We start from the raw sequence: 19,462 nt of genomic DNA on the forward strand, positions 1-19,462 counted from the left end.
CTACGTTGACCAATTTGGTGCAGCAGTCTCATACTCCATGACATGTTTCTCAGCTTCCTGTACCTGGTCTATGTTCTGCTGGCGGTCGCCGTGGCCTTGCGCATCTTTTCGCGCCGCAGTTCGCGCGGCACGGCGCTGGCGTGGCTGCTGCTGGTCATCCTGGTGCCGGCGGTCGGTGCGCTGGGCTATCTGCTGATCGGCGAACGCCGCCTTGGCCGTACCTGGATGCAGCGGGCGATCAAGCTGCAGCCGCAGATCATCCGCTGGGCACGCGCCATCCCGACGAGCGACGTCGTCGCGCCGGGCACCCTGAGCAGCAGTGCCGAAAGCATCAGCCGCCTGGCTGCCGGACTTGCCGGCCTGCCGCTGATGGCTGGCCACCGCCTGCGGCTGCTGGTAGACAGCGAGTCAATCATGCGTACGCTGATTGCCGACATCCACACAGCTCGCCATTCGGTGCACCTGGAGTTCTACATCTGGCACCCAGGCGGCTTCGTCGACGATCTCGTGACCGCGCTGGTCGAGGCCGCGGGGCGGGGTGTCGCCTGTCGCGCGCTGATGGATTCGCTTGGCAGCCGCGCCTTTTTCAGGAGCGAATCGGTCGCGCGTCTGCGAACCGCCGGCGTCGAGGTGATCGAAATCCTCCCGGTCAATGCGCTACGCGCGCTGTTTGTCCGTCTCGACCTGCGTGACCATCGCAAGATTGCGGTCATCGACCGTGGCGTTGCCTACACCGGCAGCATGAACATTGCCGATCCGCGCTTCTTCAAGCAGGACGCCGGCGTCGGTGAATGGGTCGACGCCATGGTCCGCATCGAAGGCCCGGCAGCCTGGGCTCTCGAAGCCGTTTCTCTGTCGCTGACGGCCCTGCAAACCGGCGGCGACTTTTCTCCCCCGGAGCCGCCGATCCTTTCGCTGACCGACAACAGCCGCGTCCAGATCTTCCCTTCCGGCCCACACGGGTCCACCCGGCATATCGAGGCCCTACTCCTGACCGCCATTTATTCGGCCAGGCGCGAAATCGTGCTGACGACGCCCTACTTCGTTCCCAGTGAAACAATGCTCACAGCGTTGCGCTCGGCCGCCGTTCGCGGCGTCAACGTCATCCTGATCGTTCCGGAAAAGGTCGATTCGCGACTGGTCCGCTACGCCAGCGACGCCTACAACGACGACATGCTGGCTGCCGGCATCACCATCCTGCACTTTCGCGATGGCCTGTTGCATACCAAGAGCGTGGTGATCGATGAGCAGATCACCATCTTCGGAACGGTCAACCTCGACCTGCGCAGCTTCGAACTCAACTTCGAAGTGTCGCTGATTGCGTACGACCAGCGGTTTTCCTCGGAAGTACGGGAGCTTCAGCGCCAGTATGAATCGCGCTCCCACGCGCTGGAACTGGAGCAGTGGCGCGCCCGGCCGCGCTGGCGGCGACTGCTCGAGAACAGCATCCAGGTCATGAGCCCACTGCTCTGACGAGGGATCGCCTGACGGGAAACAGTCGCTTCAGTGCGCTCAACATCCAGCTGGCAGACCGACAACTCGGTAGAGCAAGAAGAGGAGCCTGCCAAGCTCCTCTCGTCATCTGCTTGCAACCCGGCCACTGAGGCCTTACGGTGCCGGCACTACCTCGTAGTACACCCCGCTCGAGCCGAAATACGGCTTGTACCAGGTCGGCCCCCTCTGATAATAGTTGACGCCGTTCACGATCATGCTCTGTGCCCCTGAGGGTAGTACCGCGAACTGCGTTCCGATCGGCACATAGCCTTGGGCGACGTAGACCGGTTGCGGGGCCACGTAAGTCGGCTGCTGGACAACAACGGTAGCCGGTCGCGAAGCGTCAGCGATGGCGGCGCCGACCGCCAACCCGGCAACCGCACCGGCCGCTGCCCCGCATCCGTAGCAGCCCCCCCCATGGTAATAGCCGCCACCGTGATAGTAGGCGCCACCATGGAAGCCCCCAACCGCAACGGCCCCGCGTCCACCCCAGCCCCGGGCAGCGGCAACCCACGCGTTGGCATCGGCAAGGGGAACGAGGATCGCGGCGGTCGCGGCGATGCCGAGGATGAGTGTCTTGATCTGGTTCATCGCATTGTTCCTTTCGCTGCTTACTTCGATTGCTGAAGGACAGGCAGCTTGAACTCGATCTTCACTGCGCCCTTCGGGATGACGGCATTGAACGTCGCTGCCGGGATCGGTGCGCCGAGTTTCCAGTCCGAGAACGTCGCCATGAAGGTCGGCTGACGTTCGCCGCCACGGTAGTGCACGATCATCAGGCGCGGCAATTTGTCCTTGCTACCGATCCAGATCTCCCAATCGACGCCACTGCCGGAAAATGCCAGGTGATCCGTGACGACCGCCTCGATTGTCGATTGGCCAACCAAGAGGGCGCCCGAAAGACCCTCGGTGAGACGGGCGTAGGGATCGGCGACGAGCAAGTCGACAAAGGGCGCCAAGGCGTCGGAGCCCGGATGCTCCTTCTGGATCAGGGCTTCGATGGTGCTCGCCGCTGCCGGCTGCTGCGCATAGAACCGCTTATCGACCCCGATCGCCGTGACCGTCTTGCCGTTGAAGTAGAGGTTGTGCGGAAAGAGTTCGCCACGGGTCTCGACGAACAGCTGGTCGGGCCGCCGCATCGCTACGCGCGAGGTGCCGAAAAGGCTGATCTGCTGCCCGAAAGGTGTGGCAAAAGGAACCAGGCTACGCACCTGGAAGCCCAGCGTTTGCGCCTTCGCGAGCGTGTCGCTCATGCCTTTCAGCAGATCGAGCGCCCGCTCGTCCTTGATCTGCCCGGCAGGTGCTGCCTCAGCCACGGGTCTTTCCTGGGCCACGGCAGCGCTGCCGAAAAGCACGCTGGCAGCCAACAAAGCACTGCCGAACCAGTGCGCAACTGGATTTTGATTTCGCTTCATCATGTCTTCTCCTGTCGTCTTGAGGCAGCGATCACCTCTGTCAAGCATTCTCGCATAGTCCTTCACCTTTGCCTTTGTCCAAACGCTTCACGATGCGCAGAAGACCGGTTCAACCGTATCGCCGCCTCCTGCAAGGCCGTTGCCAACGCCTTGCTCTCCCAAAGTACGAAGACCTGCGGTAAGGGGCGAGACTCGCGAACCGGCAGTCCGAGCAGATCAGCCGGCGGTGGCTCTCCGCCGGGTCGATCGTAGCTGACCCGGCACCCACCATCAGGCCGGTGGGCCGCCACCGGTCTCGCCTGTGGTCGCCCCAGCGGACGCAGCCGACTGGTGCTCGTAGGCAGCGACAACCGCATGCACCGAGCCATAGATCGCATCCACGCCAAGGGCCTCGGTGATGCCGTAGCGATCGAACTGGTCGCGCACCAGCGGAGAAACGTTCGCCAACACCAGCCGGATTCCCTGTTGCTTGAGCAGCGTGCAGGTATCGCGCAGCATCGCCGCGGCCGAGAAGTCGACGTCGCCGATCGCTGCCGCCTCGACGCACAACCATGCCAGCGGCGGCTGCGCCTTGCCCTTTGCCAGGCGGAGAACCTCCTCGGCAAACTGCGCAGCGTTGGCGTAGTACAGGCTGTGACCAAAAAGGTAAATGAGCAGGCCCGGTGCGATGTGCTGTGGCTCGCCGAGCGGAACGGTCTGCCAGCCCTTCTTTCGCTTGTCCGCTGCGATGATGGCATTGGTTCCCCGGTAGCCACGCCGAACGTGGTCGAGTAGCGACAGCACCATGGCGAGAATGATTCCCTGCTCGACGCCGATCACAACCACCGTGGCGGCGGTCAGCAAGGCCACCCAGAACTCGGCGCGCGCCTCGCCGAAGATCCGGCGCATACCCTTGACATCGATCATTTTCACCGCCACGAGGAAAACGATGGCGGAAAGAACGGCGGTCGGCAAATGCGCCAGCGGCCCCGTCAGAAACAGCAGGACCACCAGCACAATGCCGCTGGCAGTGAGCTGCGACACCTGGCTGCGGCCACCGCCACTGTCCACCATTGCCGTGTTGGTCGGACTGCCATTGACGATGAAGGTACCGGACAAACCCGCACCCAGGTTGGCCATGCCAAGCCCGACCATGTCCACGTTCTCGTCAAAGCGGTCGTTGTACTTCGCCGCGTAGGCGCGCGACGTCGCGGCGCTCTGCGCGAGAATCACCACAAAGCAGGCAAAGGCGATCGGTAGCAGCTTCTGGATCAGCACCCAGCTCCACTCGACGTGCGGCAGGGCAAGCGTTGGCAGACCACTCGGTACCTCACCCAGCGTCTCGAGGTGAGCCCCGAGATCCATCGCCCAGCTGACGCCAATGGCGGCGACGACGGCGATCAATCCGCCCGGGATCTTGTCTGAAATCCGTTTGCCACCGAGGATCACCGCCAGCACGGCGAGCGAGACGCACACCGCATAGGGATTGGCTTCGCCGATCAGCCGCAGGTCGTGCACGATTTCAATGAGCGGCTCGTTACTGGTGCGCTGCAGGCCCAACAGGCCGGAAACCTCAAGCAGCGCCACCTGCACCCCGACCCCGGTGAGAAAGCCGGTAAGTACCGTGCGCGACAGAAAATCAGCGAGGAAGCCGAGGCGCAGCACGCGTGCGGCGAACATGAATACCGCCGCCAGGAGCGCCAGCAGGCTGCACAGCGCCAGCCACTCGTTCGACCCGCGCACCGCCATGCCGGCGAGACCGGCGGCAACCACCGCCGCTGTCGCCGAATCAGCGCCCACGGACAGATGCCGCGACGATCCGAAAATGGCAAACAGACTCATCGGAATCAGAATGGTATACAGACCGGTGATCACCGGCGTGCCGATGATCTTCGTGTAGCCCATCGTCCCCGGAATGGCGAGCGCTGCGAGGGTGAAGCCGGCCAGGACGTCCCGTCCGAGCCCTGACCGGTCGACCGGCAGGATGCCCTGGAAAACCGGCAGCCTGAAGGCCTGCCCTTGAGTGTCTTGTGCCATCGTGCCCCCTCAGTACCCTTGACAGCGACGGCTTACCGCCGCGCGTGATGTTCTGCCCACTGCTTCCTCATTGCAGAACACCCCCTGGTTTCTTTGGCCGTTGGTTGTTCTGGCCGCGTCACGTTCGCATTCGCACGAGCAAGCATACCGCCACGAAAACTCCCCGGCAAGAAGCTCGACCGCCGCGCGGCCCTTGCAGCGAGGCGCTTCAGTGCGCAACCGGCTTCGCATGCGTTGGACCCAGGCGCATCGAACGACTCATTGCCGATCCAGGCATCGTGGGCACCGAAAAGCGAGCGGGTGGCGCGTTGACCCTGCTCAGCGTCAGAGGAATACTCTGGCGCGACTCGGACTCGCCCTTCCTACCTGAGATCAGCAAAGGACGATCAAACGATGACCATCGCTGTACCACGACCTACTGGGGTTACCCCTGCTGTGGCTCGGCCAGCGCCAACGTCTATGGCCACAGAGGTAATGCCGTCTACGCCGGCACGCGGAGTTGGTACGCCAGCGCTGACGGCAATGCCTACCGCAATGCCGATGGCGGTTGGCAACAGCACAGCGCAAGCGGATGGCAGTCAGCCAGCGGCGACACCTCCTGGGCCGATCGCGAGCAGCAGCCCGCAGCAGCTTCCAGAACAGTGGCAGGGACGGCGGCGGCGGGGGCGGCGCAGGCGATGACGAGCCACCTGCGGTCAGGGCGAGAGTCTTCTGCCGGCAACCGTGCGTTGCCTTGCCGGTGTGCCAATCGAGTCGCCCCCCTCCGGACCTGACCTAGCCGCCGCTCCGTCAACCGTTTACAATCCTTGCGGCACACGGTCAGTCTGCAGTTCGGCGATCACCACGTTTCCCCACCCAACCCGCCTTTCCAGGAGGTCAGCATGTTCAAGCAAGTCTCATCGTACCTGTCAGCATTAGCGCTCGCCCTGTTCCTGACCGCGTGTGCTGTCCCTGGACAGCAGCCCGGAGAACTCGAAATCCGTAGCGGCACGATCGAACAGATCACGCTGGTGCAATTGCCAAGCAATCACCATGCGGGGGTTGGCGCTGTCGTCGGCGGTCTTGCCGGCCTCGGCATCGGCAGCCTGATCGGCGGTGGCACCGGACGTGATGTGGCAATGGTGCTGGGAACCGTCGGCGGCGCCATCGCCGGCAACGAAGTCCAGAAGAAGTACGACCAACCTGTTCCGGGCCAGCAGATCATCGTGCGGACGACCAACGGGGTGCTGGTATCGATCACCCAGCCGGTGAGTCAGAGCCTGTTCCAGGGTCAGCGGGTATTCATCGAGGGCAGCGGGGAAAACGCACGCGTCGTTCCGCGCTAGGCCACACTGTTTCAGGACTGCTCGTCAGGTATCGGGCAACCGGATGCGAGCCCGATACCTTTCACCCGAAGGGACAAAAATGCGAAACATTCCCCCCAACGCCAGCCTGAGCCATCCTCAAGCGCAGCTCCAGCAACTCCGATCATCTCGCCAGGCGCTTGTCGTCGCCCTGTTTCCCGTCGTGCTCGCCGCCTGCGCGCCCGATGCTTGGCGACCTGACGATCCGTTTGAAGCGTTTCTTGACCAGATTCAGAACAAATGCGGGGAAATGCGGATCGGCAGCCGAAGCATCGGTAGCGACCTGCTGCAGAATCCCGACCCCTATTTCCTCGACGTCACCTCGCGCTACTATCACCGGAAAATCTCAGGGCAGAATTACGCCGAGGCCTTGGCAGGATCATTCGGCACGACACCCGACTCGCCCGGCATTCTCTGCGTACTGAATCTGAAACGCGACAAGGACCCGCTGACGCCACAGGGGCTAGGGGGATAGCGGGCATTCCGGCGAGTTGGCAGTACCACGACCTGGGTTGGAGCGGGCGAAGGGAATCGAGGGCCGTCTCCACAACGCCGCTGCCGCGACTCCACGCGATGCCGCCATCTCGCACTGGCGCCACCGGCTGCACAAGACCAGGTCCTGGTTTCACTCCAGATCGATGACGGTACGAAACAGGCGATGATTCGACGCGAGATACTTGCGCTCAAAGGGTGTCAACGGCTGCTCCGGAAGATAGGGCTCGCACAGAGCGGCTCGCTGCGTCATTCGCTGCAGCGCGAAAGGACAGCTCCATCAGGTAGATCGGCCAGTTGCTGCGGCATTCGAAGACGCCGCCCAAGCTCGAAGCAGGGTGGGGAAAGACCGGGTGCCCATGCCAGCGCCGGCTCGAGGTGGCCGATCTTCGGCCACGGGTTGGGATAGAGCAGGTAATGGCGATCGAGCCTGACACCCGCGTCGTGCAGCAGGCGCCAGTAATCGACCAGGTCGGCGCGTACCAGATCGAGATTGGCTGGCCAGTCGGCAGCAGCGGCCTCTGCCGCGCGCCAGACGCGACGCCGACTGGTCCACCCCGATCACGTAGTGGTTCGGAAACGCCCTGGCCAGCAGGCGAGGCTGCTCTCCCCTACCCCGCAGCAGGCGTCGAGGATCAATGGCGCGCCTGCGGCGATGCGCTGAAAGCGCTCGAAACTGGTGGCGAAAGCGGCTGCGGTTGTAGTCGGCATAGGGTTTGCGAAAGGGCGCCTGCACGATGCCGATCGACCAGCATCGCGAGATGCGGGTGGACGATCGGTCTGCGCGCTGGCCGGCAGACGGGAGTTGCCGTACATCGACCGCCTACGCCGGCACTGGCGAGAGCATGCACGCCATGCCGTGCGAGCGCTGGCTGACCTCGTCGACGGCGCGCAACTCCCGGACGGCGAGAACAGGGCGTCGGCTTCGACGAAGGTTCCGCCGCAGCGCACCGAGCCAGAGCTTGAGCCGACCCGGTGCCTGGCGCGCCGAGACCCTGGCACACACCTGCAGCCAGTAAGACGGCGAGCATTGGCTGCAGCCGACGCCAGTCGGGCGAGCGATCGCCGGCGAGTTTCGCCGGCGGCCAGCGCGCGAATCCGCTCGGCAAGAAAAGGATCGGCCACCGCTCCGCGCCCGATCATCACGTCGGCACAGCCACTCAGGGCGCAGCAGCGGGAATGGTCGGTGGCCGTCCAGACCTCGCCGTTGGCAATCACCGGCTGCTGCACGACTTCGTCGATGCGGGCGACCCATTCCCAGTGCGCCGGCGGTCGATAGCCCTCGGCCCGGGTCCGTGCATGCACCACCAGTGCGTCGATGCCGCCGGCTTCGAGCGCCCGCGCACAGTCGAGCGTGCGCGAGGTATCGTGCACGCCCGAGCCGCATCTTGGCGGTGAACGGGATGGCCTCCGGGAACCGCGCGTCTGACCGCAGCGACGATGATGCGAACAGTCGCTCGGGATCGGCGAGCAGCGTCGCGCCGCCGCCGTGGCGATTGACCGTTGGCGCAGGACAGCCGAAGTTGAGATCGATCCCCGCCGGCGAGAGCGAAGCGAGGCGCGCCGCGTTGTCGGCGAGACAGGCCGGGTCGCTGCCGAGGAGTTGAACGACCACCGGCGTCCCGGCAGCGGTGCGACCCTCTCGGGCGAGTTCGGGACAGACTGCGAAGAAAAGCACGCGCCGGCAGCAGGCTGCCCGAGACGCGAATGAACTCGCTGACTGCCAGGTCATAGCCGCCGACGCGCGTCAGCACGTCGCGCAGCAGGTCGTCGACCAGGCCCTCCATCGGTGCCAGCAGCAGTTTTCCCATTGTTTCCCCGGAGCAATCGGCCTATTCTACCGGACTGGCTGCGCCCTTCGCCGCCGGAATGAGGACAGCTCCCGCGACTCGGCGAGCGACATTTGTCAACCTCAATACCACCAACACCAATGATCAATAAAGGTACAATCCGGCACCGCCAGCGCCATGGTCTTGCCAGCGCTTTCCCTGGCACTGACTGCTCTCTGATGATCGACACCAAAAATCCTCTCGAAATCGCCCGCGAAGCGCTCAGACAGCTCAACGCCCGCAAGCTGCTGCCGACGCCCGCCAACTACCAGGCGTGCTACAACGAGGTCGCCAACCTTCCCAACGTCGCCGGTTTTCCCGAGGCGCCGCTGCGCCAGATCGCCAAGGCGCTGCCGAGCAGCGACCCCAAGCCAGTTGCAGAGCCTCGAACTGCTCGGAGCCGCGATCGGCAACGCAGCTGGCAGGGCGTCCAGGCGGCGCTGCTCGCGCTGATCAATGGCGATCCGGCCGCTGTCGCCGCGCTGCCAGCGAGGCCTGAACCACCAGACGGCTACCAGAGCTGACCAGCGAACTCCTGGGCAAACTCACGCGCCTGATCGAGGATCTGCTGCCGGCCCTCGGCGAGGAAGACGAATGGTTGTCGAGGCAGGCCGTCCAGCTGCTGGAGACGCTCAGAAGCCCGGCGGTGGACCTGCCCGCGCTGCTTCCTCTGCTCTCCGGTTTCAGCCAGCGGGCCTCGCTGGCCGCCGAGGAGCAGGGCGAGATCAAGCAGACCCTGCTCAAGCTCCTGCAACTGATCATCGAGAACATCGGCGAACTGAGCCTCGATGAGCAATGCCTGCAGGGCCAGATCGACTCGCTCGTGCAGGCGGTCGCGCCACCGCTCACCCTGCGCCGTCTCGACGACGTCGAGCGCCGACTGCAGGATGTCCTCGGCCGGCAGCGCGAGGCAAAGATCCGCACCCTGGAAGCGCAGGATGCGATGCGCCAGATGCTGACGGCCTTCATCGGACACCTGTCGATGATGAATCAGTCGAGCACCGACTTCCAGTTCCACCTCGAACAAAGCGAGCGGCAGATGGCCGAGGTGAGGACGATCGAAGACCTGACGCCCTTGCTCAAGCGGGTGATCGATGCCACGCGCAGCATGGTTGAAGACACCGCCGGCTGCGCGTGATGAACTCGACGACCTGCAGGCGCGGGCCCTGCAGACCGACGCCGAACTGAGCCGGCTGTACAACGAACTCCAGCACGCGAGCGCTTCGGCTCGCCACGATCCCCTGACCGACGCGCTCAATCGCCGCGGGCTCGACGAGGCGCTGGCGCGCGAGATCGCCAGCGTTCGCCGCAAGGAAGTGCCGCTGTGTCTGTCGCTGCTCGACGTCGACAACTTCAAGCGGATCAATGACCGGCTGGGCCATGCGGGGGGTGACAAGGCCCTGATCCACCTGGTGCAGGTCGTGCGCGGCTACATGCGGCCGATCGACACGCTGGCGCGCTACGGCGGCGAGGAGTTCGTGATCCTGATGCCGGACACCCGGCTCGAAGAAGGGATTGCTGCGATGAAACGCCTGCAGCGGGAACTCACCCGGAACTTCTTCCTCGCCGGCAACGAAAAGATCCTGATCACCTTCAGCGCCGGCGTCGCACAACTGGCTGCCGACGAGTCGGGCGAAGACGCCGTCCGGCGTGCCGACCAGGCGATGTACCTCGCCAAACGAACCGGCAAGAACCGCGTCATCGGCGCTTAGCGCGCCGCCGAAAGTTTCATCAGCGACCGCCGCCGCGACCCTCCCCGCCGTTCAGCGGTCGAGGATGATCTGGCGCGGGCCGCGGCCGGCGTCCCAGGCGAGGACTTTGCCGTCGGCGGTCAGGGCGATGGTCGAGGTGCTGCCGGCGGCGACGGTGACCACCTGCTCGGCGATCTTTTTCGCTTCGCTCCCGAAACCACTGCCCCAGGCCCAGAGCGATCCATCCGGGCGAATCGCGGCCGAATGCGCGGCGCCGGTGGCAACGCCGCTGGCGCCGGTGAAGATGCTGCCCGCAGCGGTCGCCTTGATCGCCGGGCCCCTGCTTCGAGCGGGCCAGCGACGTTGCCGCCGATGGCGAACACTTCACCGCTCTTCGTGAGGTACAGCGAGCGGCCGCTGTGCGCCCTGACGGCGGCAACCCGGGCTGCGGTCCTGACAAATTCGCCGCTGGCGACGGGACGTCCGTTACCGGACTGGGACCACGATTGGCCTGGCTGCGGACGTAGAGGTCGCCCGCCTGGTCGATGTAATAATCGCTGCCGTCGCCGACGGCGGCGGCGATCACCCGTTCGGCAATCTTGCGTGGTGGCTCCCTGCCGCTCCCCTGCCACAGGCTGCGGGTGCGGTTGATCGCCAGCCAGCCGGAAGAACCGGCGGCAAAGCCCACCACCTCGCGCATCAGCAAGGCCGCGTTGGCCGGTGACGACGACCAGGTCAGCAGGGTGCCGTCCTTGCGCAGCGCATAGTAGCTGTCTTTTCCCACCCCGACCTGGATGACGTCGGAGATCATCGGCTGCGGCCGCTCGCTGCCGCTCCAGCCATAGGCAATGCCGTCGCGGATCACCATCTGCCGGTCGTAGTAGGCGGCGAGCTGAGCGCCCGAGCTGTCCGCGCGGGCTGGCGATCCGGACAGGAGAACCCCGGCCAGCGCGAGCAGCCAGCAACACATGTGTCTGACCGTGCGCGCCATCACCCAATGACCGCTGACCGGTTTCTTCCTCACGGCAAAACCTCCTTTTCTAGACGCTCGCGCACAGATCGAGAGCCACCCGTTCATGGCGTGGGAAAGGCAGTCGTTCCATCAGGTAGCACAGGCAATCCTGCCGCACCACGCGCGCATCCAGAGTCAACATAGCCGGCATGGTTGCGCGGCGCAAACGGATCTTGCCATCGCCGCAGGCGAAATACGCCGCCGCCACGTCACGCCCGCTCTCGTCCTGCACGTCGAGCGGCAAGGGCAGGCGCGTGCGTCCGAAGAGCGTGCCCGCAGCGAGTGGCCGGAAGTTCATGTGATCGAGCTCGGGATCGAAGTCGATATCCGCCCGCGCGTCGCCGAAGCCAAACGATGCGGCAGCCGGCACGCGCACCGTCGCCACCGTGTGATAGAGATCGATATCCTGCTCGCGGACGGCGTGCGAAGGAAACTGCGCGAGGTGCAGACAGGCGTCGATGAAGCGCGCCACGTGCTCCTCGTTGGCCGCCTTGCCGGGCTTGCCGCACTCGATGGTCAGCGACGGGCAGAGCGACGAGAAGGCGACCGTCTGCGTACCGAGCAGACCGCGGAAGCAGACGACGGTGCGCGCAAACAGCAAGGCGAGCTGGAGAACCGCCTGGTTCAGTCGACTGACCACGCAGTAGTGCGGATTGAGGCCGGTGTTGTTGTGAATGTCGATGCTGGCGAAAGACGCCGCGCGCCTCCATCAGGCTGGAACACCTCACGCATCGCGGCGTATTCGGGCGACGCCGTGTGCACCGTGCTCCCTGGCCAGACGCGGTTGTAGTCGGGTTGATCGTCGAGGCGACGCAAACCTTCGCGCGCGGCGGCGACGTTGCCGACCAGAATCGACAGGGCGCGCGGCAGCGGCCGCTTGCCGTAGGCCCGCAGGACGCTCTGCAGCGCGACGACGCCGGTGTCTTCGTTGCCGTGCAGGAGAACGGAGATGAAGAGCGGTGGCGTTCGTCGTCCCGGCAGGTGGATCAGCGTCGGGCCGGAGAGCAGACGGTGAAGTTCGCGTGCGGGGGTGTCGAGAAAGCGTTCGGGCAGGTGGTCGAGCACGGTCAGCATGGCAGAATGAGGCAACTCAGAGAGGCCACTCATGGACGGGCATGAGGTGGCGCTGATAATCGAGATAATCGGCGGTCAGGCGGAAAAAGTTCTGGTGCCGGGCGTAATGGGCGAGCTGCCAGGCGGCCCCGTTCTGACAGGTAGCGCAGGCGTTCGCTGATCACTTCCAGGTAACGCGCGATGTCGCTCGGCGGCAAGCTTCATTTCGATTCAGCCCTTCGCGCGCCAGCGGCAGCAGTTCGCGCTGCAGCAACTCGCTGGCCGGCGCGCACCGGCCATCGAGCCAGTGCAGGGGCGCCGCCAGACCGTAACGCGCGGCACGGTAGAAATTGTCACGCGCGGTGGCGAAAGGGATCTGTGTTTCAGGCGCCACGCGGCCGGCTCGCCAGCATGCGCACGGCGCCGTAGTAGAAAGCCGCGTTGGCGATCATGTCGATGATGCTGGGACCGGCGGGCATCACCCGCTGCTCGATGCGCAGGTGCGGCTCGCTGCCTTGGCGTCGAAACCGATCAGCATCGATTCCAGCGCCAGATGGTGCCGTTGTGCAGGCGCAGATGAGCATACGACGCACCGCTTCCTGCATCCGGAACGGCAGCAGAACGGCGTAGTTCGAGAGGTTCTCGGCAAACAGGGTGGTCGGATCGGCGCCCAGATAGCCCGACCCGAAAGTCACCCGCGGGTGCTCGGGATGCCTGGGGATCGCAGCAATCGACCGCCTGCTCGAACAAGCGGCACGCGCGTCTCGTGCCAGAGCGCGCGCCCGAAGAGGAAAGGCGAATTGGCGGCCAGGGCAATCAGCGGTGCGGCGAGGATCAGCGACGCGTTGTAGGTCCGCGCAGCCTCGCCGGCAGGCGTCTGCAGATGCACCTGAAACGATGTCGTTGCCGCCTCCAGCATGACGTCGGTGTGGGTCGTGCGCAACTGGTCGATGCCCGCGATGTCGAGCGCCAGCGGCCGGCCGCCACGCAGTTGCAGGATCTGTTCGTTGAGCAGCGCGTAACGCCGGCAAGGCGACATGCTGGCGAGCGACAGATCGCCTTCGCGGACGGTCGGCAGGGTGCCGATGGCGATCAAGCGCCGTCCCTTCGGCACCGGCGACCTTGAGGCATTGCTGCCAGGTTGCGGTGAGTTCGTCTTCCAGCCGAGACAGCGCGTTGCCGTGCAGGGGCTGTGGCGTGCCGTTGAGTTCGACGTTGAACTGCGACAACTCGGGCACCACCAGCGGGCTCGCCATGCGCGCCAGAAACGACACGTTGCCGGGCACCGGCAGCAGCTTCTCGTCGATCAGCCAGGCCTCGAGTTCGAAACCTGCCAACCAGCCCGTGGCTCGGCAAATTCGCCGTGCCTGAAGGCATCGTGTGCGTGCCGGGTCTCGAGAGCAAGGCTGTCCCTGAAACGGACGAAGTCGTCCGCAGTGAAGCCGTCGCCGCCAATCTCCTTCCCCATCGGGCCCTCTCCCCCGAGTCTGCTAGCCAAGCCCAGTGCGCGGGTAGAACCCGCGCACAATCTCACCGTGATCAGACCTTCGCGCCTCGGCGGATGCCCGACAGCCTGAAACGGCGACAGGCGGCGAGAGCCGGCAAGTCAATGCCTGGTCGCCCCGATGAACATAAAAGCGTACGGGTGCCGAACTGATTAGCGCCTTACCGGAGCCGTCCACCACGATGACCTCGAGTTGATGCTCGATGTTATCTGCTGCCGCCTGCTGCCACTCCGACGGGCTGATATCGAACCGCAGCGTTGTCCGCGTGGTCGGCAGCCATGCCTTGTCCAGCTTGACCGCGATGGCATCGCCCCGTTCGGTCTGCAAGGCCGGTTCAATGGCCACTGCCAGAGAGATCTGCCCGGTATTCGAATGTACGGTGCCACCGTTTTCGGGTTGAATGATCTGCAAGTCCGTGTAGGGTGATGCTGCCCCCGGTTCGGGACGGGGAATGACGACCGGCGCCACTTGAGGTGAATCCATCAGATTGGCCGGTGGCAGCTTCACCTCGCTGGCTCCCTGGCTCGGCAAATCAGAGAACACGGGACCAGCGCGGTCACGGGATTCGTACACCGGCTGTGCGCCCGCTAGCGATGCAAAAAGCATTGCGGCAAGAAAAAGATGATGGCTGGTCAAGTTCATGGTCTCTCGGCTGGTGAGGTCAGCTCGCTGACACAGGGTACTTCTCCGGTCTGCTTGAGCAAACGCTCAGTGACCGCCATGGCTCCCATGCCCGTGGTGACTGTTGTCGTCATGACGCCGGTGGTGCCCTTGCTCGCCACGACCTTCGCTGTTGTGGTTCAGTGCCAGCATGTGCGCCACGTCGGGTTCGTTCTCCTGCGAGATCAGCTGAGCAGTCCCGCATCCGAGAGGTCGAGCGGAGACGAATTCGCCCAGTCGTGGTGAACGATTTCCCGCACGCGCCGGATCGACCGCCTCGTCCTGCACCTCGATGGCCAGTTCGCGCCGGCTGTCGAAGCTTGCCGGGAGCGAGGTTGATCGAGCCGATGATGACTCCGCGTGCTGTCGGCCAGCATCAGCTTGGCGTGCAGCTTCAGCCCCTTCAGGCGGTGCACCTTGGCGCCCAAGATCCTGCGAGGATGCGCAGCCCCTCGACGCCTTCGACGAGCTTGCCCTTCTTGAGAAAGTGCGCCGGCCGGGCGAGCACGTGCAGCTTCACGCCGCGGCGCGTGGCGCGCACCAGACGCTCGATGATCACCTCGTCCTGGTAGCGCTCGTTCTGCAGGAAAAGGGACTCCTGGGCGGCGTCGATGAAGCGCGCGACGCGGTTGCGGCCGTTGATGTTGCACCAGATGAGATGCGCTTCCTGGCCCGGATCGAAGGGCTGGCGCTGCCAGTCGGCGTCGAAACACTGGACGACCTCGTCCACTTCGTGCCGGTGCGAGGTGACGACGGCGTAAGTCCCGGGTTTCGGTGAGATTTTTCGTCTCCCAGTTGAGCGACTGGATGAACGCCGTCTGGCCATCGATCACCAGCGACTTCTCGTGCGTGATGTCGAAGGCCGGGTTGCTGTCCTGTACCTCGACGCCGGCGGCCTCGAGCGCCATGCGCGTCGCCTCGTTTTCTCGGCCTCGCCGCTGCGCCGGGCCGGGTTCAACATGACCCGCACTTTGCACGCCGCGCCGCTGCGCATCGATGACCGCGGCGAGCAGACCCGGGTCGGAGAAAAGGAAAATCTTGATCCGCAGCGACTGCTTCGCCGCGGCGATGGCATCGACGAAGCGGCTGGCCGCCGTATCGTCAGGCAGGACAATCAGGGAACGGTGCATGCGAGTTGGAAGCTCCTGGTGGTCGGTTGGCGAGAGTTCAGCCCGGCGCGCCGATCGGCGACGCAGGCTGGACCTGGGCATCGGTAGAGCTCGGCATAGACGCCGCCGAGGCGCGAGCAATTCGTCGTGGGTGCCCTGTTCGGCGACGACGCCGCCTTTGAGGACGATGATCTTGTCGGCGTGGCGGATGGTCGACAGGCGATGAGCGATGGTGATCACCGTGCGCCCCTTCATCAGCTTTTCGAGCGCGTCGATGACGAGCTTCTCGGACTCGGTATCGAGCGCCGCGGTGGGTTCGTCGAGGATCAGGATCGGCGCGTTGCGGACGATCGGCCCGGGCAATGCCGATACGTTGACGCTGGCCGCCCGAGAGCGTCATGCCGCGCTCGCCGACCATCGTGTCGTAGCCATGCGCCATCCGGGCGATGAACTCGTCGGCGTTGGCCAGCCGCGCCGCTTCGCTGACCTCATCAAGGGTCGCCCCGGGTCGGCCATAGGCGATGTTGTCGCGGATCGTGCCGTGAAAGAGCGAGGTGTCCTGGAGCACGAAGCCGACCTGCCGGCGCAGCGCCTGCAGGTCGAAGTCGCGGACGTCGACGCCGTCGATGCGTACCGTGCCGGCACTCGGGTCGTAGAAGCGCGGGATCATGCTCACCACGGTCGACTTGCCGCCGCCGGTGGGGCCGACGACGCCGACGAGTCTGTCCCGGCGCGATGCTGGCAGACGACGTTGGTCAGGACCTTCGCCTCGGGGGTGTAGGCGAAGGCGACGTTCTCGAACGAGATCTCGCCGCGCAGCGTCCCCGGGATCGCGCGCGTCCGGCTTGACCGGCAGAATGTCGTCGGTGTCGAGAATGGTCTGGATGCGCTCGATCGCCACTGCCGTCTGGGCGATGGTGTTGCTCATCTTCGCCAGATCCTGCACGGGCTTGAAGAACTTGCTCAGGTAGGTGAGGAAGACGGTCAGTGCACCGAGCGTCATCACGTCCCTGAGCACCAGCCCGGTACCGCGCCAGAGGACATAGCCGGTACACAGGGCAACGGTGATCGATACCGCCGGCGAGAGCAGCGACTTCACCCGGCGCGCGGCCAGTGCCGCGTCGACTGTGGCGTGGCTGACCGTAGCGAGCTGATTCTCCTCGAGCTCCTGGCGGCCAAAGGCCTTGACGATGCGGATCGACTCCAGACCCTGCTGCACGACGGCGACGATATCGCTCTGATAGCGGCGCACCTCGTGCGTCGCGTCCTTCACCTCGCGGTTGAAGCGCGCGACGAACAGCAGCAGAAACGGTGTCACGCCGACAGCGACCAGCGCGAAATCCCAATCGAGCCAGAACATGATTCCCAGCATCCCGACGATGGTCAGCAGGTCGACCAGGATACCGAGCGTTCCCGACGAAGCGAAACCCTGGATGGTCTTGATGTCAGAGGTCAGCGTGGACAGGATTGGTCCAGTCTGGTGGGTGTCGTAGTAGCCCAGCGACAGGCGCTGCAGGTGGTCGTATACACGCATGCGCAGGTCGTGCGCGACCCACTGGCTGACACTCTCGGTATAGTAGTTGTCGATGTAGCTCGCCAGAGCCCCCACCAGTGCGATCACCAGCACGGCCGCCCCGGCGACGGCGGCGAGTTCCATCTTGTCACCGCCAAGGTCGATGAAGCGCAGCGCGTCTAGCCAACCGGGGGGCTTGTGGCTCCCGACCACGTTGTCAAGGATGATCTTGAGCGGCCACGGCCCGGCCAGCGACATCGCTGTCTCAACCAACATGGCCGCCAAGATGACCATTACCCAGCGGTGGTAGGGCCCCAGAAGATCCTTCACCAAGCGGAGCTTGTTGCTGGCGGCAGTTTGCCTGCCGGAAACCTGTCCGGTCATTGTCTCGGTTCTCGTTATGGGCAGGGCAGACTCTAGCGCCGCACTGGTGTATGGTCAAGGGAGCCCCATCGCTGGTACCTGCGGTGCCGAAAAAGACACCCGCGGCAGGCACTGCAGAGCCCGGGAACCGGCCGCTCCTGCCCGATTGACCGCCACAGGTCACGGACGGGGATCGCGGGTCACCTGCCGCCAGTGAAGTGTGAGCCTGCCAAGCAGCCAGTACGACAACAGGAACGCACCGATGTGATAGGCGGTGTTGAGCAGCACGCCAGAGCTCGTGTAGATCACGATGGTCAGCGCGAGGTAAGCCAACACAACGGCGAACACCAGCAAGCGGCGCGCGAGTACTGACGTGGCCGGCCTGAATACACGCAGCCAGCCACCTGCCGCGGCCAGGACCAACATCAGGAGGAACTGCGGTGTCGCCCCCAGACGGCGGACATGGACTCCCTGAAGCAGGTTGTTGACCACGTCGGCATGCAGCTCGACACCGTGGCGCAGTTCCGGGCGCAACCCCTGCAGGACCCGGAACTCGTCCTTTCCCGGTCGTGCATCCCCGACCAGGACGATCTTGCCATCCAGCTGGCCCGGCTTGACGCCGGCGCCCGGCCCAACGACTTGTTCGAAGTCATGGCGGCGCGACGGGTCGCGCCAGGCCGCCACCGGCGCCAGCCGAATCATCGCCTCGGCCACCTGGTCACCAGCCGTCAACAGCGGGCAATCACTGCTCGACTCGCCGGAAGCTTCGACCTGTGGTCTGACGGACTGCAGCGGCCCCTGCCACAATATCTGGCCACGGTCGCTGACGATCGTCAGCTGTCGCCGCCTTTCGTCAATGGCAAGCGTTGCCGCACCTGCCGCAAGCAGGCCCAGGGCGGGAAACCTGCCATTGTCACCCAGGGCACCCGAACCACTGCTCCCGGCGGTGGCAGCGATTTTCACCACGGCCAGGGGAGCGATCGAGGCATAGGCGATCCTGCCACCGATGCACAGCAGACCGGCACCGCTGGCCGTTTCGCTCAGCCCACCAGTGAGAGCCGGGCGGCCAGCCAGAAGTTGTCTGACGCCGACGAAAACCTGGCTGCCACGTTCCCTGGCGCGACGAATCGCTGCGAGCAGTTCGGCGTCAGCCGAACCGGGCTTCTCGAAGAACAGGTCGAAGGCAATGACCTTGGCGCCGCCATCGACGAGCCGATCGATCAGTCGCGCGTGTTCGTGGCGCCAGCCAGGCCCGGGACTTCCGAGCCGGGCCTCGGACCGCTGACCAAAACTGACGATCACGATCCGCTCGCTAAGCGGGACACTCGAGACCAGATCACCGAGCGCCATGGTGTAGCTCTCGATCCGGGCATCGATTCCGAATACGTCAAACAACTGCACCCAGCCGCCGAACAGCATCAGCAGAGCGATGCTCGCCGCGATTCCCTGCCGCCATCTGCGCAGCCGCTCGGTACTGGCGAGCTGCATGAACTGCCGCAGCAGCGATGGCCGCCGCTCGATCGATCGAATGAGTGCGTCGAGGTCATACTCGAAACGCGTGTCGTCGACCGGGTGTGCCTGACAGCGCGCCAAGGCGCCGATGGCCGCCGGCAGTTCCTTGGCATTAGGCATCCTCGCGCCACCCACCAGCACCGGAATCAGGCGCTTGCCCTGCGCTAGCGCGGCAGCAAGTTCGTAACGTACAAAATCGTCCGCCTGGTCGAGCCGGCGGCCCTGCTCGTTGCTGACGCTCAACCACGCCGGTCCGATCAGTGCAATGACCACCTCGCTGCTTCGGATCCTCGCCTCGAGAACCTCGACAAAATCCTCGCCAGGCGCAATCTGGCCAATATCCATGAAGACTTTGTCGGCACCAAAGTGATTGCCGAGGTGATCGTAGAGGCGCCCCGCGTAGGCGACGGTATCTTCGCGGCGATAACTGATGAAGAGACTGGGCATCCTCTTTC

The 19,462-nt window shown here is 64.8% G+C and carries 20 protein-coding genes and 4 pseudogenes; 6 read left to right on the plus strand and 18 right to left on the minus strand.

Annotation, left to right across the window (positions count from 1 at the left end; translation table 11 throughout):
• The first annotated feature begins 42 nt into the window (after positions 1–42).
• Complete coding sequence (cls, locus tag V5B44_RS13030) at positions 43–1,473, plus strand: cardiolipin synthase (protein ID WP_332359439.1); 1,431 nt, start codon at positions 43–45, stop codon at positions 1,471–1,473.
• Positions 1,474–1,608: 135 nt separating this feature from the next.
• Here cls and V5B44_RS13035 read toward each other — a convergent pair whose 3' ends face one another.
• The 3 genes from V5B44_RS13035 to V5B44_RS13045 all read right to left on the minus strand — a co-directional run bounded on the left by V5B44_RS13035 (position 1,609) and on the right by V5B44_RS13045 (position 4,925).
• Positions 1,609–2,085 carry a hypothetical protein gene (locus tag V5B44_RS13035; protein WP_332359440.1) on the minus strand — a complete coding sequence of 159 codons (477 nt, stop codon included), beginning with the start codon at positions 2,083–2,085 and terminating at the stop codon, positions 1,609–1,611.
• Positions 2,086–2,105: 20 nt separating this feature from the next.
• Positions 2,106–2,912 (minus strand): DUF2092 domain-containing protein, encoded by an 807-nt coding sequence (locus V5B44_RS13040; RefSeq protein ID WP_332359441.1) that lies wholly within the window; start codon positions 2,910–2,912, stop codon positions 2,106–2,108.
• A 267-nt stretch (positions 2,913–3,179) separates the two neighbouring features.
• On the minus strand, positions 3,180–4,925 hold the full coding sequence (locus tag V5B44_RS13045) for a SulP family inorganic anion transporter (RefSeq protein ID WP_332359442.1): 1,746 nt from the start codon (positions 4,923–4,925) through the stop codon (positions 3,180–3,182).
• An 881-nt stretch (positions 4,926–5,806) separates the two neighbouring features.
• Here V5B44_RS13045 and V5B44_RS13050 point away from each other — a divergent pair.
• Positions 5,807–6,250: a glycine zipper 2TM domain-containing protein gene (locus tag V5B44_RS13050; RefSeq protein ID WP_332359443.1), complete on the plus strand. Its 444-nt coding sequence runs from the start codon at positions 5,807–5,809 to the stop codon at positions 6,248–6,250.
• Positions 6,251–6,329: 79 nt separating this feature from the next.
• Positions 6,330–6,743, plus strand: a complete 414-nt coding sequence (locus V5B44_RS13055; protein ID WP_332359444.1) for a hypothetical protein — start codon at positions 6,330–6,332, stop codon at positions 6,741–6,743.
• A 150-nt stretch (positions 6,744–6,893) separates the two neighbouring features.
• Here V5B44_RS13055 and trmB read toward each other — a convergent pair.
• From trmB to V5B44_RS26695, 3 pseudogenes are all read right to left on the minus strand, one after another.
• Positions 6,894–7,576, minus strand: a pseudogene (trmB, locus tag V5B44_RS26685) (tRNA (guanine(46)-N(7))-methyltransferase TrmB).
• A gap of 300 nt (positions 7,577–7,876) precedes the next feature.
• Positions 7,877–8,134, minus strand: a pseudogene (locus V5B44_RS26690) (tRNA-dihydrouridine synthase family protein); the annotation flags it as partial.
• 58 nt (positions 8,135–8,192) lie between these two features.
• Positions 8,193–8,492, minus strand: a pseudogene (locus V5B44_RS26695) (tRNA-dihydrouridine synthase); the annotation flags it as partial.
• Positions 8,493–8,768: 276 nt separating this feature from the next.
• Here V5B44_RS26695 and V5B44_RS13065 point away from each other — a divergent pair.
• The 3 genes from V5B44_RS13065 (at position 8,769) to V5B44_RS13075 (ending at position 10,301) form a co-directional block, all read left to right on the plus strand.
• Positions 8,769–9,113 carry a hypothetical protein gene (locus V5B44_RS13065; RefSeq protein WP_332359445.1) on the plus strand — a complete coding sequence of 115 codons (345 nt, stop codon included), beginning with the start codon at positions 8,769–8,771 and terminating at the stop codon, positions 9,111–9,113.
• Positions 9,114–9,187: 74 nt separating this feature from the next.
• Positions 9,188–9,727: a hypothetical protein gene (locus V5B44_RS13070; RefSeq protein WP_332359446.1), complete on the plus strand. Its 540-nt coding sequence runs from the start codon at positions 9,188–9,190 to the stop codon at positions 9,725–9,727.
• Entirely contained in the window at positions 9,702–10,301 is a 600-nt protein-coding gene (locus V5B44_RS13075; protein ID WP_332359447.1) for a GGDEF domain-containing protein, read from the plus strand. Before V5B44_RS13070 ends, V5B44_RS13075 begins: the two co-directional genes overlap by 26 nt.
• 19 nt (positions 10,302–10,320) lie before the next feature.
• On the opposite strand, the gene V5B44_RS13080 is transcribed toward V5B44_RS13075, so the two are convergent.
• The 12 genes and pseudogenes from V5B44_RS13080 to V5B44_RS13135 all read right to left on the minus strand — a co-directional run bounded on the left by V5B44_RS13080 (position 10,321) and on the right by V5B44_RS13135 (position 19,454).
• Positions 10,321–11,304: a hypothetical protein gene (locus V5B44_RS13080; RefSeq protein WP_332359448.1), complete on the minus strand. Its 984-nt coding sequence runs from the start codon at positions 11,302–11,304 to the stop codon at positions 10,321–10,323.
• Positions 11,305–11,320: 16 nt separating this feature from the next.
• Positions 11,321–11,932, minus strand: coding sequence for a hypothetical protein (locus V5B44_RS13085; protein WP_332359449.1), 612 nt, complete (start codon positions 11,930–11,932; stop codon positions 11,321–11,323).
• Positions 11,917–12,381 carry a succinylglutamate desuccinylase/aspartoacylase domain-containing protein gene (locus tag V5B44_RS13090; protein ID WP_332359450.1) on the minus strand — a complete coding sequence of 155 codons (465 nt, stop codon included), beginning with the start codon at positions 12,379–12,381 and terminating at the stop codon, positions 11,917–11,919. Before V5B44_RS13090 ends, V5B44_RS13085 begins: the two co-directional genes overlap by 16 nt.
• Before the next feature lie 145 nt (positions 12,382–12,526).
• Positions 12,527–12,739 carry a hypothetical protein gene (locus V5B44_RS13095; protein ID WP_332359451.1) on the minus strand — a complete coding sequence of 71 codons (213 nt, stop codon included), beginning with the start codon at positions 12,737–12,739 and terminating at the stop codon, positions 12,527–12,529.
• Positions 12,729–13,040, minus strand: coding sequence for a hypothetical protein (locus tag V5B44_RS13100; RefSeq protein WP_332359452.1), 312 nt, complete (start codon positions 13,038–13,040; stop codon positions 12,729–12,731). The genes V5B44_RS13095 and V5B44_RS13100 overlap by 11 nt, the downstream gene beginning before the upstream one ends.
• Complete coding sequence (locus tag V5B44_RS13105; RefSeq protein ID WP_332359453.1) at positions 13,037–13,441, minus strand: glutamate-cysteine ligase family protein; 405 nt, start codon at positions 13,439–13,441, stop codon at positions 13,037–13,039. The genes V5B44_RS13100 and V5B44_RS13105 overlap by 4 nt, the downstream gene beginning before the upstream one ends.
• Before the next feature lie 210 nt (positions 13,442–13,651).
• Complete coding sequence (locus V5B44_RS13110) at positions 13,652–13,813, minus strand: hypothetical protein (protein WP_332359454.1); 162 nt, start codon at positions 13,811–13,813, stop codon at positions 13,652–13,654.
• Between the two features lie 22 nt (positions 13,814–13,835).
• Entirely contained in the window at positions 13,836–14,318 is a 483-nt protein-coding gene (locus V5B44_RS13115) for a hypothetical protein (RefSeq protein ID WP_332359455.1), read from the minus strand.
• A 595-nt stretch (positions 14,319–14,913) separates the two neighbouring features.
• A complete protein-coding gene (locus tag V5B44_RS13120) occupies positions 14,914–15,240 on the minus strand; it encodes a hypothetical protein (RefSeq protein WP_332359456.1) in 327 nt (108 codons plus the stop codon).
• A 94-nt stretch (positions 15,241–15,334) separates the two neighbouring features.
• Positions 15,335–15,721 (minus strand): annotated as a pseudogene (locus V5B44_RS26700) (phospholipase D-like domain-containing protein); the annotation flags it as partial.
• Positions 15,678–17,516: an ABC transporter ATP-binding protein gene (locus V5B44_RS13130; RefSeq protein WP_332359458.1), complete on the minus strand. Its 1,839-nt coding sequence runs from the start codon at positions 17,514–17,516 to the stop codon at positions 15,678–15,680. The pseudogene V5B44_RS26700 and the gene V5B44_RS13130, both read right to left, overlap by 44 nt.
• A 159-nt stretch (positions 17,517–17,675) precedes the next feature.
• On the minus strand, positions 17,676–19,454 hold the full coding sequence (locus V5B44_RS13135) for a CHASE2 domain-containing protein (RefSeq protein ID WP_332359459.1): 1,779 nt from the start codon (positions 19,452–19,454) through the stop codon (positions 17,676–17,678).
• Positions 19,455–19,462 lie beyond the last annotated feature (8 nt).

The sequence above is a fragment of the Candidatus Accumulibacter necessarius genome, from assembly GCF_036625085.1.

Coding starts and splice junctions, on each gene's coding strand:
- cls (WP_332359439.1), top strand. CDS start 43: ATGTTTCTCAGCTTCCTGTACCTGGTCTATGTTCTGCTGGCGGTCGCC.
- V5B44_RS13035 (WP_332359440.1), bottom strand. CDS start 2,085: ATGAACCAGATCAAGACACTCATCCTCGGCATCGCCGCGACCGCCGCG.
- V5B44_RS13040 (WP_332359441.1), bottom strand. CDS start 2,912: ATGATGAAGCGAAATCAAAATCCAGTTGCGCACTGGTTCGGCAGTGCT.
- V5B44_RS13045 (WP_332359442.1), bottom strand. CDS start 4,925: ATGGCACAAGACACTCAAGGGCAGGCCTTCAGGCTGCCGGTTTTCCAG.
- V5B44_RS13050 (WP_332359443.1), top strand. CDS start 5,807: ATGTTCAAGCAAGTCTCATCGTACCTGTCAGCATTAGCGCTCGCCCTG.
- V5B44_RS13055 (WP_332359444.1), top strand. CDS start 6,330: ATGCGAAACATTCCCCCCAACGCCAGCCTGAGCCATCCTCAAGCGCAG.
- V5B44_RS13065 (WP_332359445.1), top strand. CDS start 8,769: ATGATCGACACCAAAAATCCTCTCGAAATCGCCCGCGAAGCGCTCAGA.
- V5B44_RS13110 (WP_332359454.1), bottom strand. CDS start 13,813: ATGGGGAAGGAGATTGGCGGCGACGGCTTCACTGCGGACGACTTCGTC.
- V5B44_RS13130 (WP_332359458.1), bottom strand. CDS start 17,516: ATGACCGGACAGGTTTCCGGCAGGCAAACTGCCGCCAGCAACAAGCTC.
- V5B44_RS13135 (WP_332359459.1), bottom strand. CDS start 19,454: ATGCCCAGTCTCTTCATCAGTTATCGCCGCGAAGATACCGTCGCCTAC.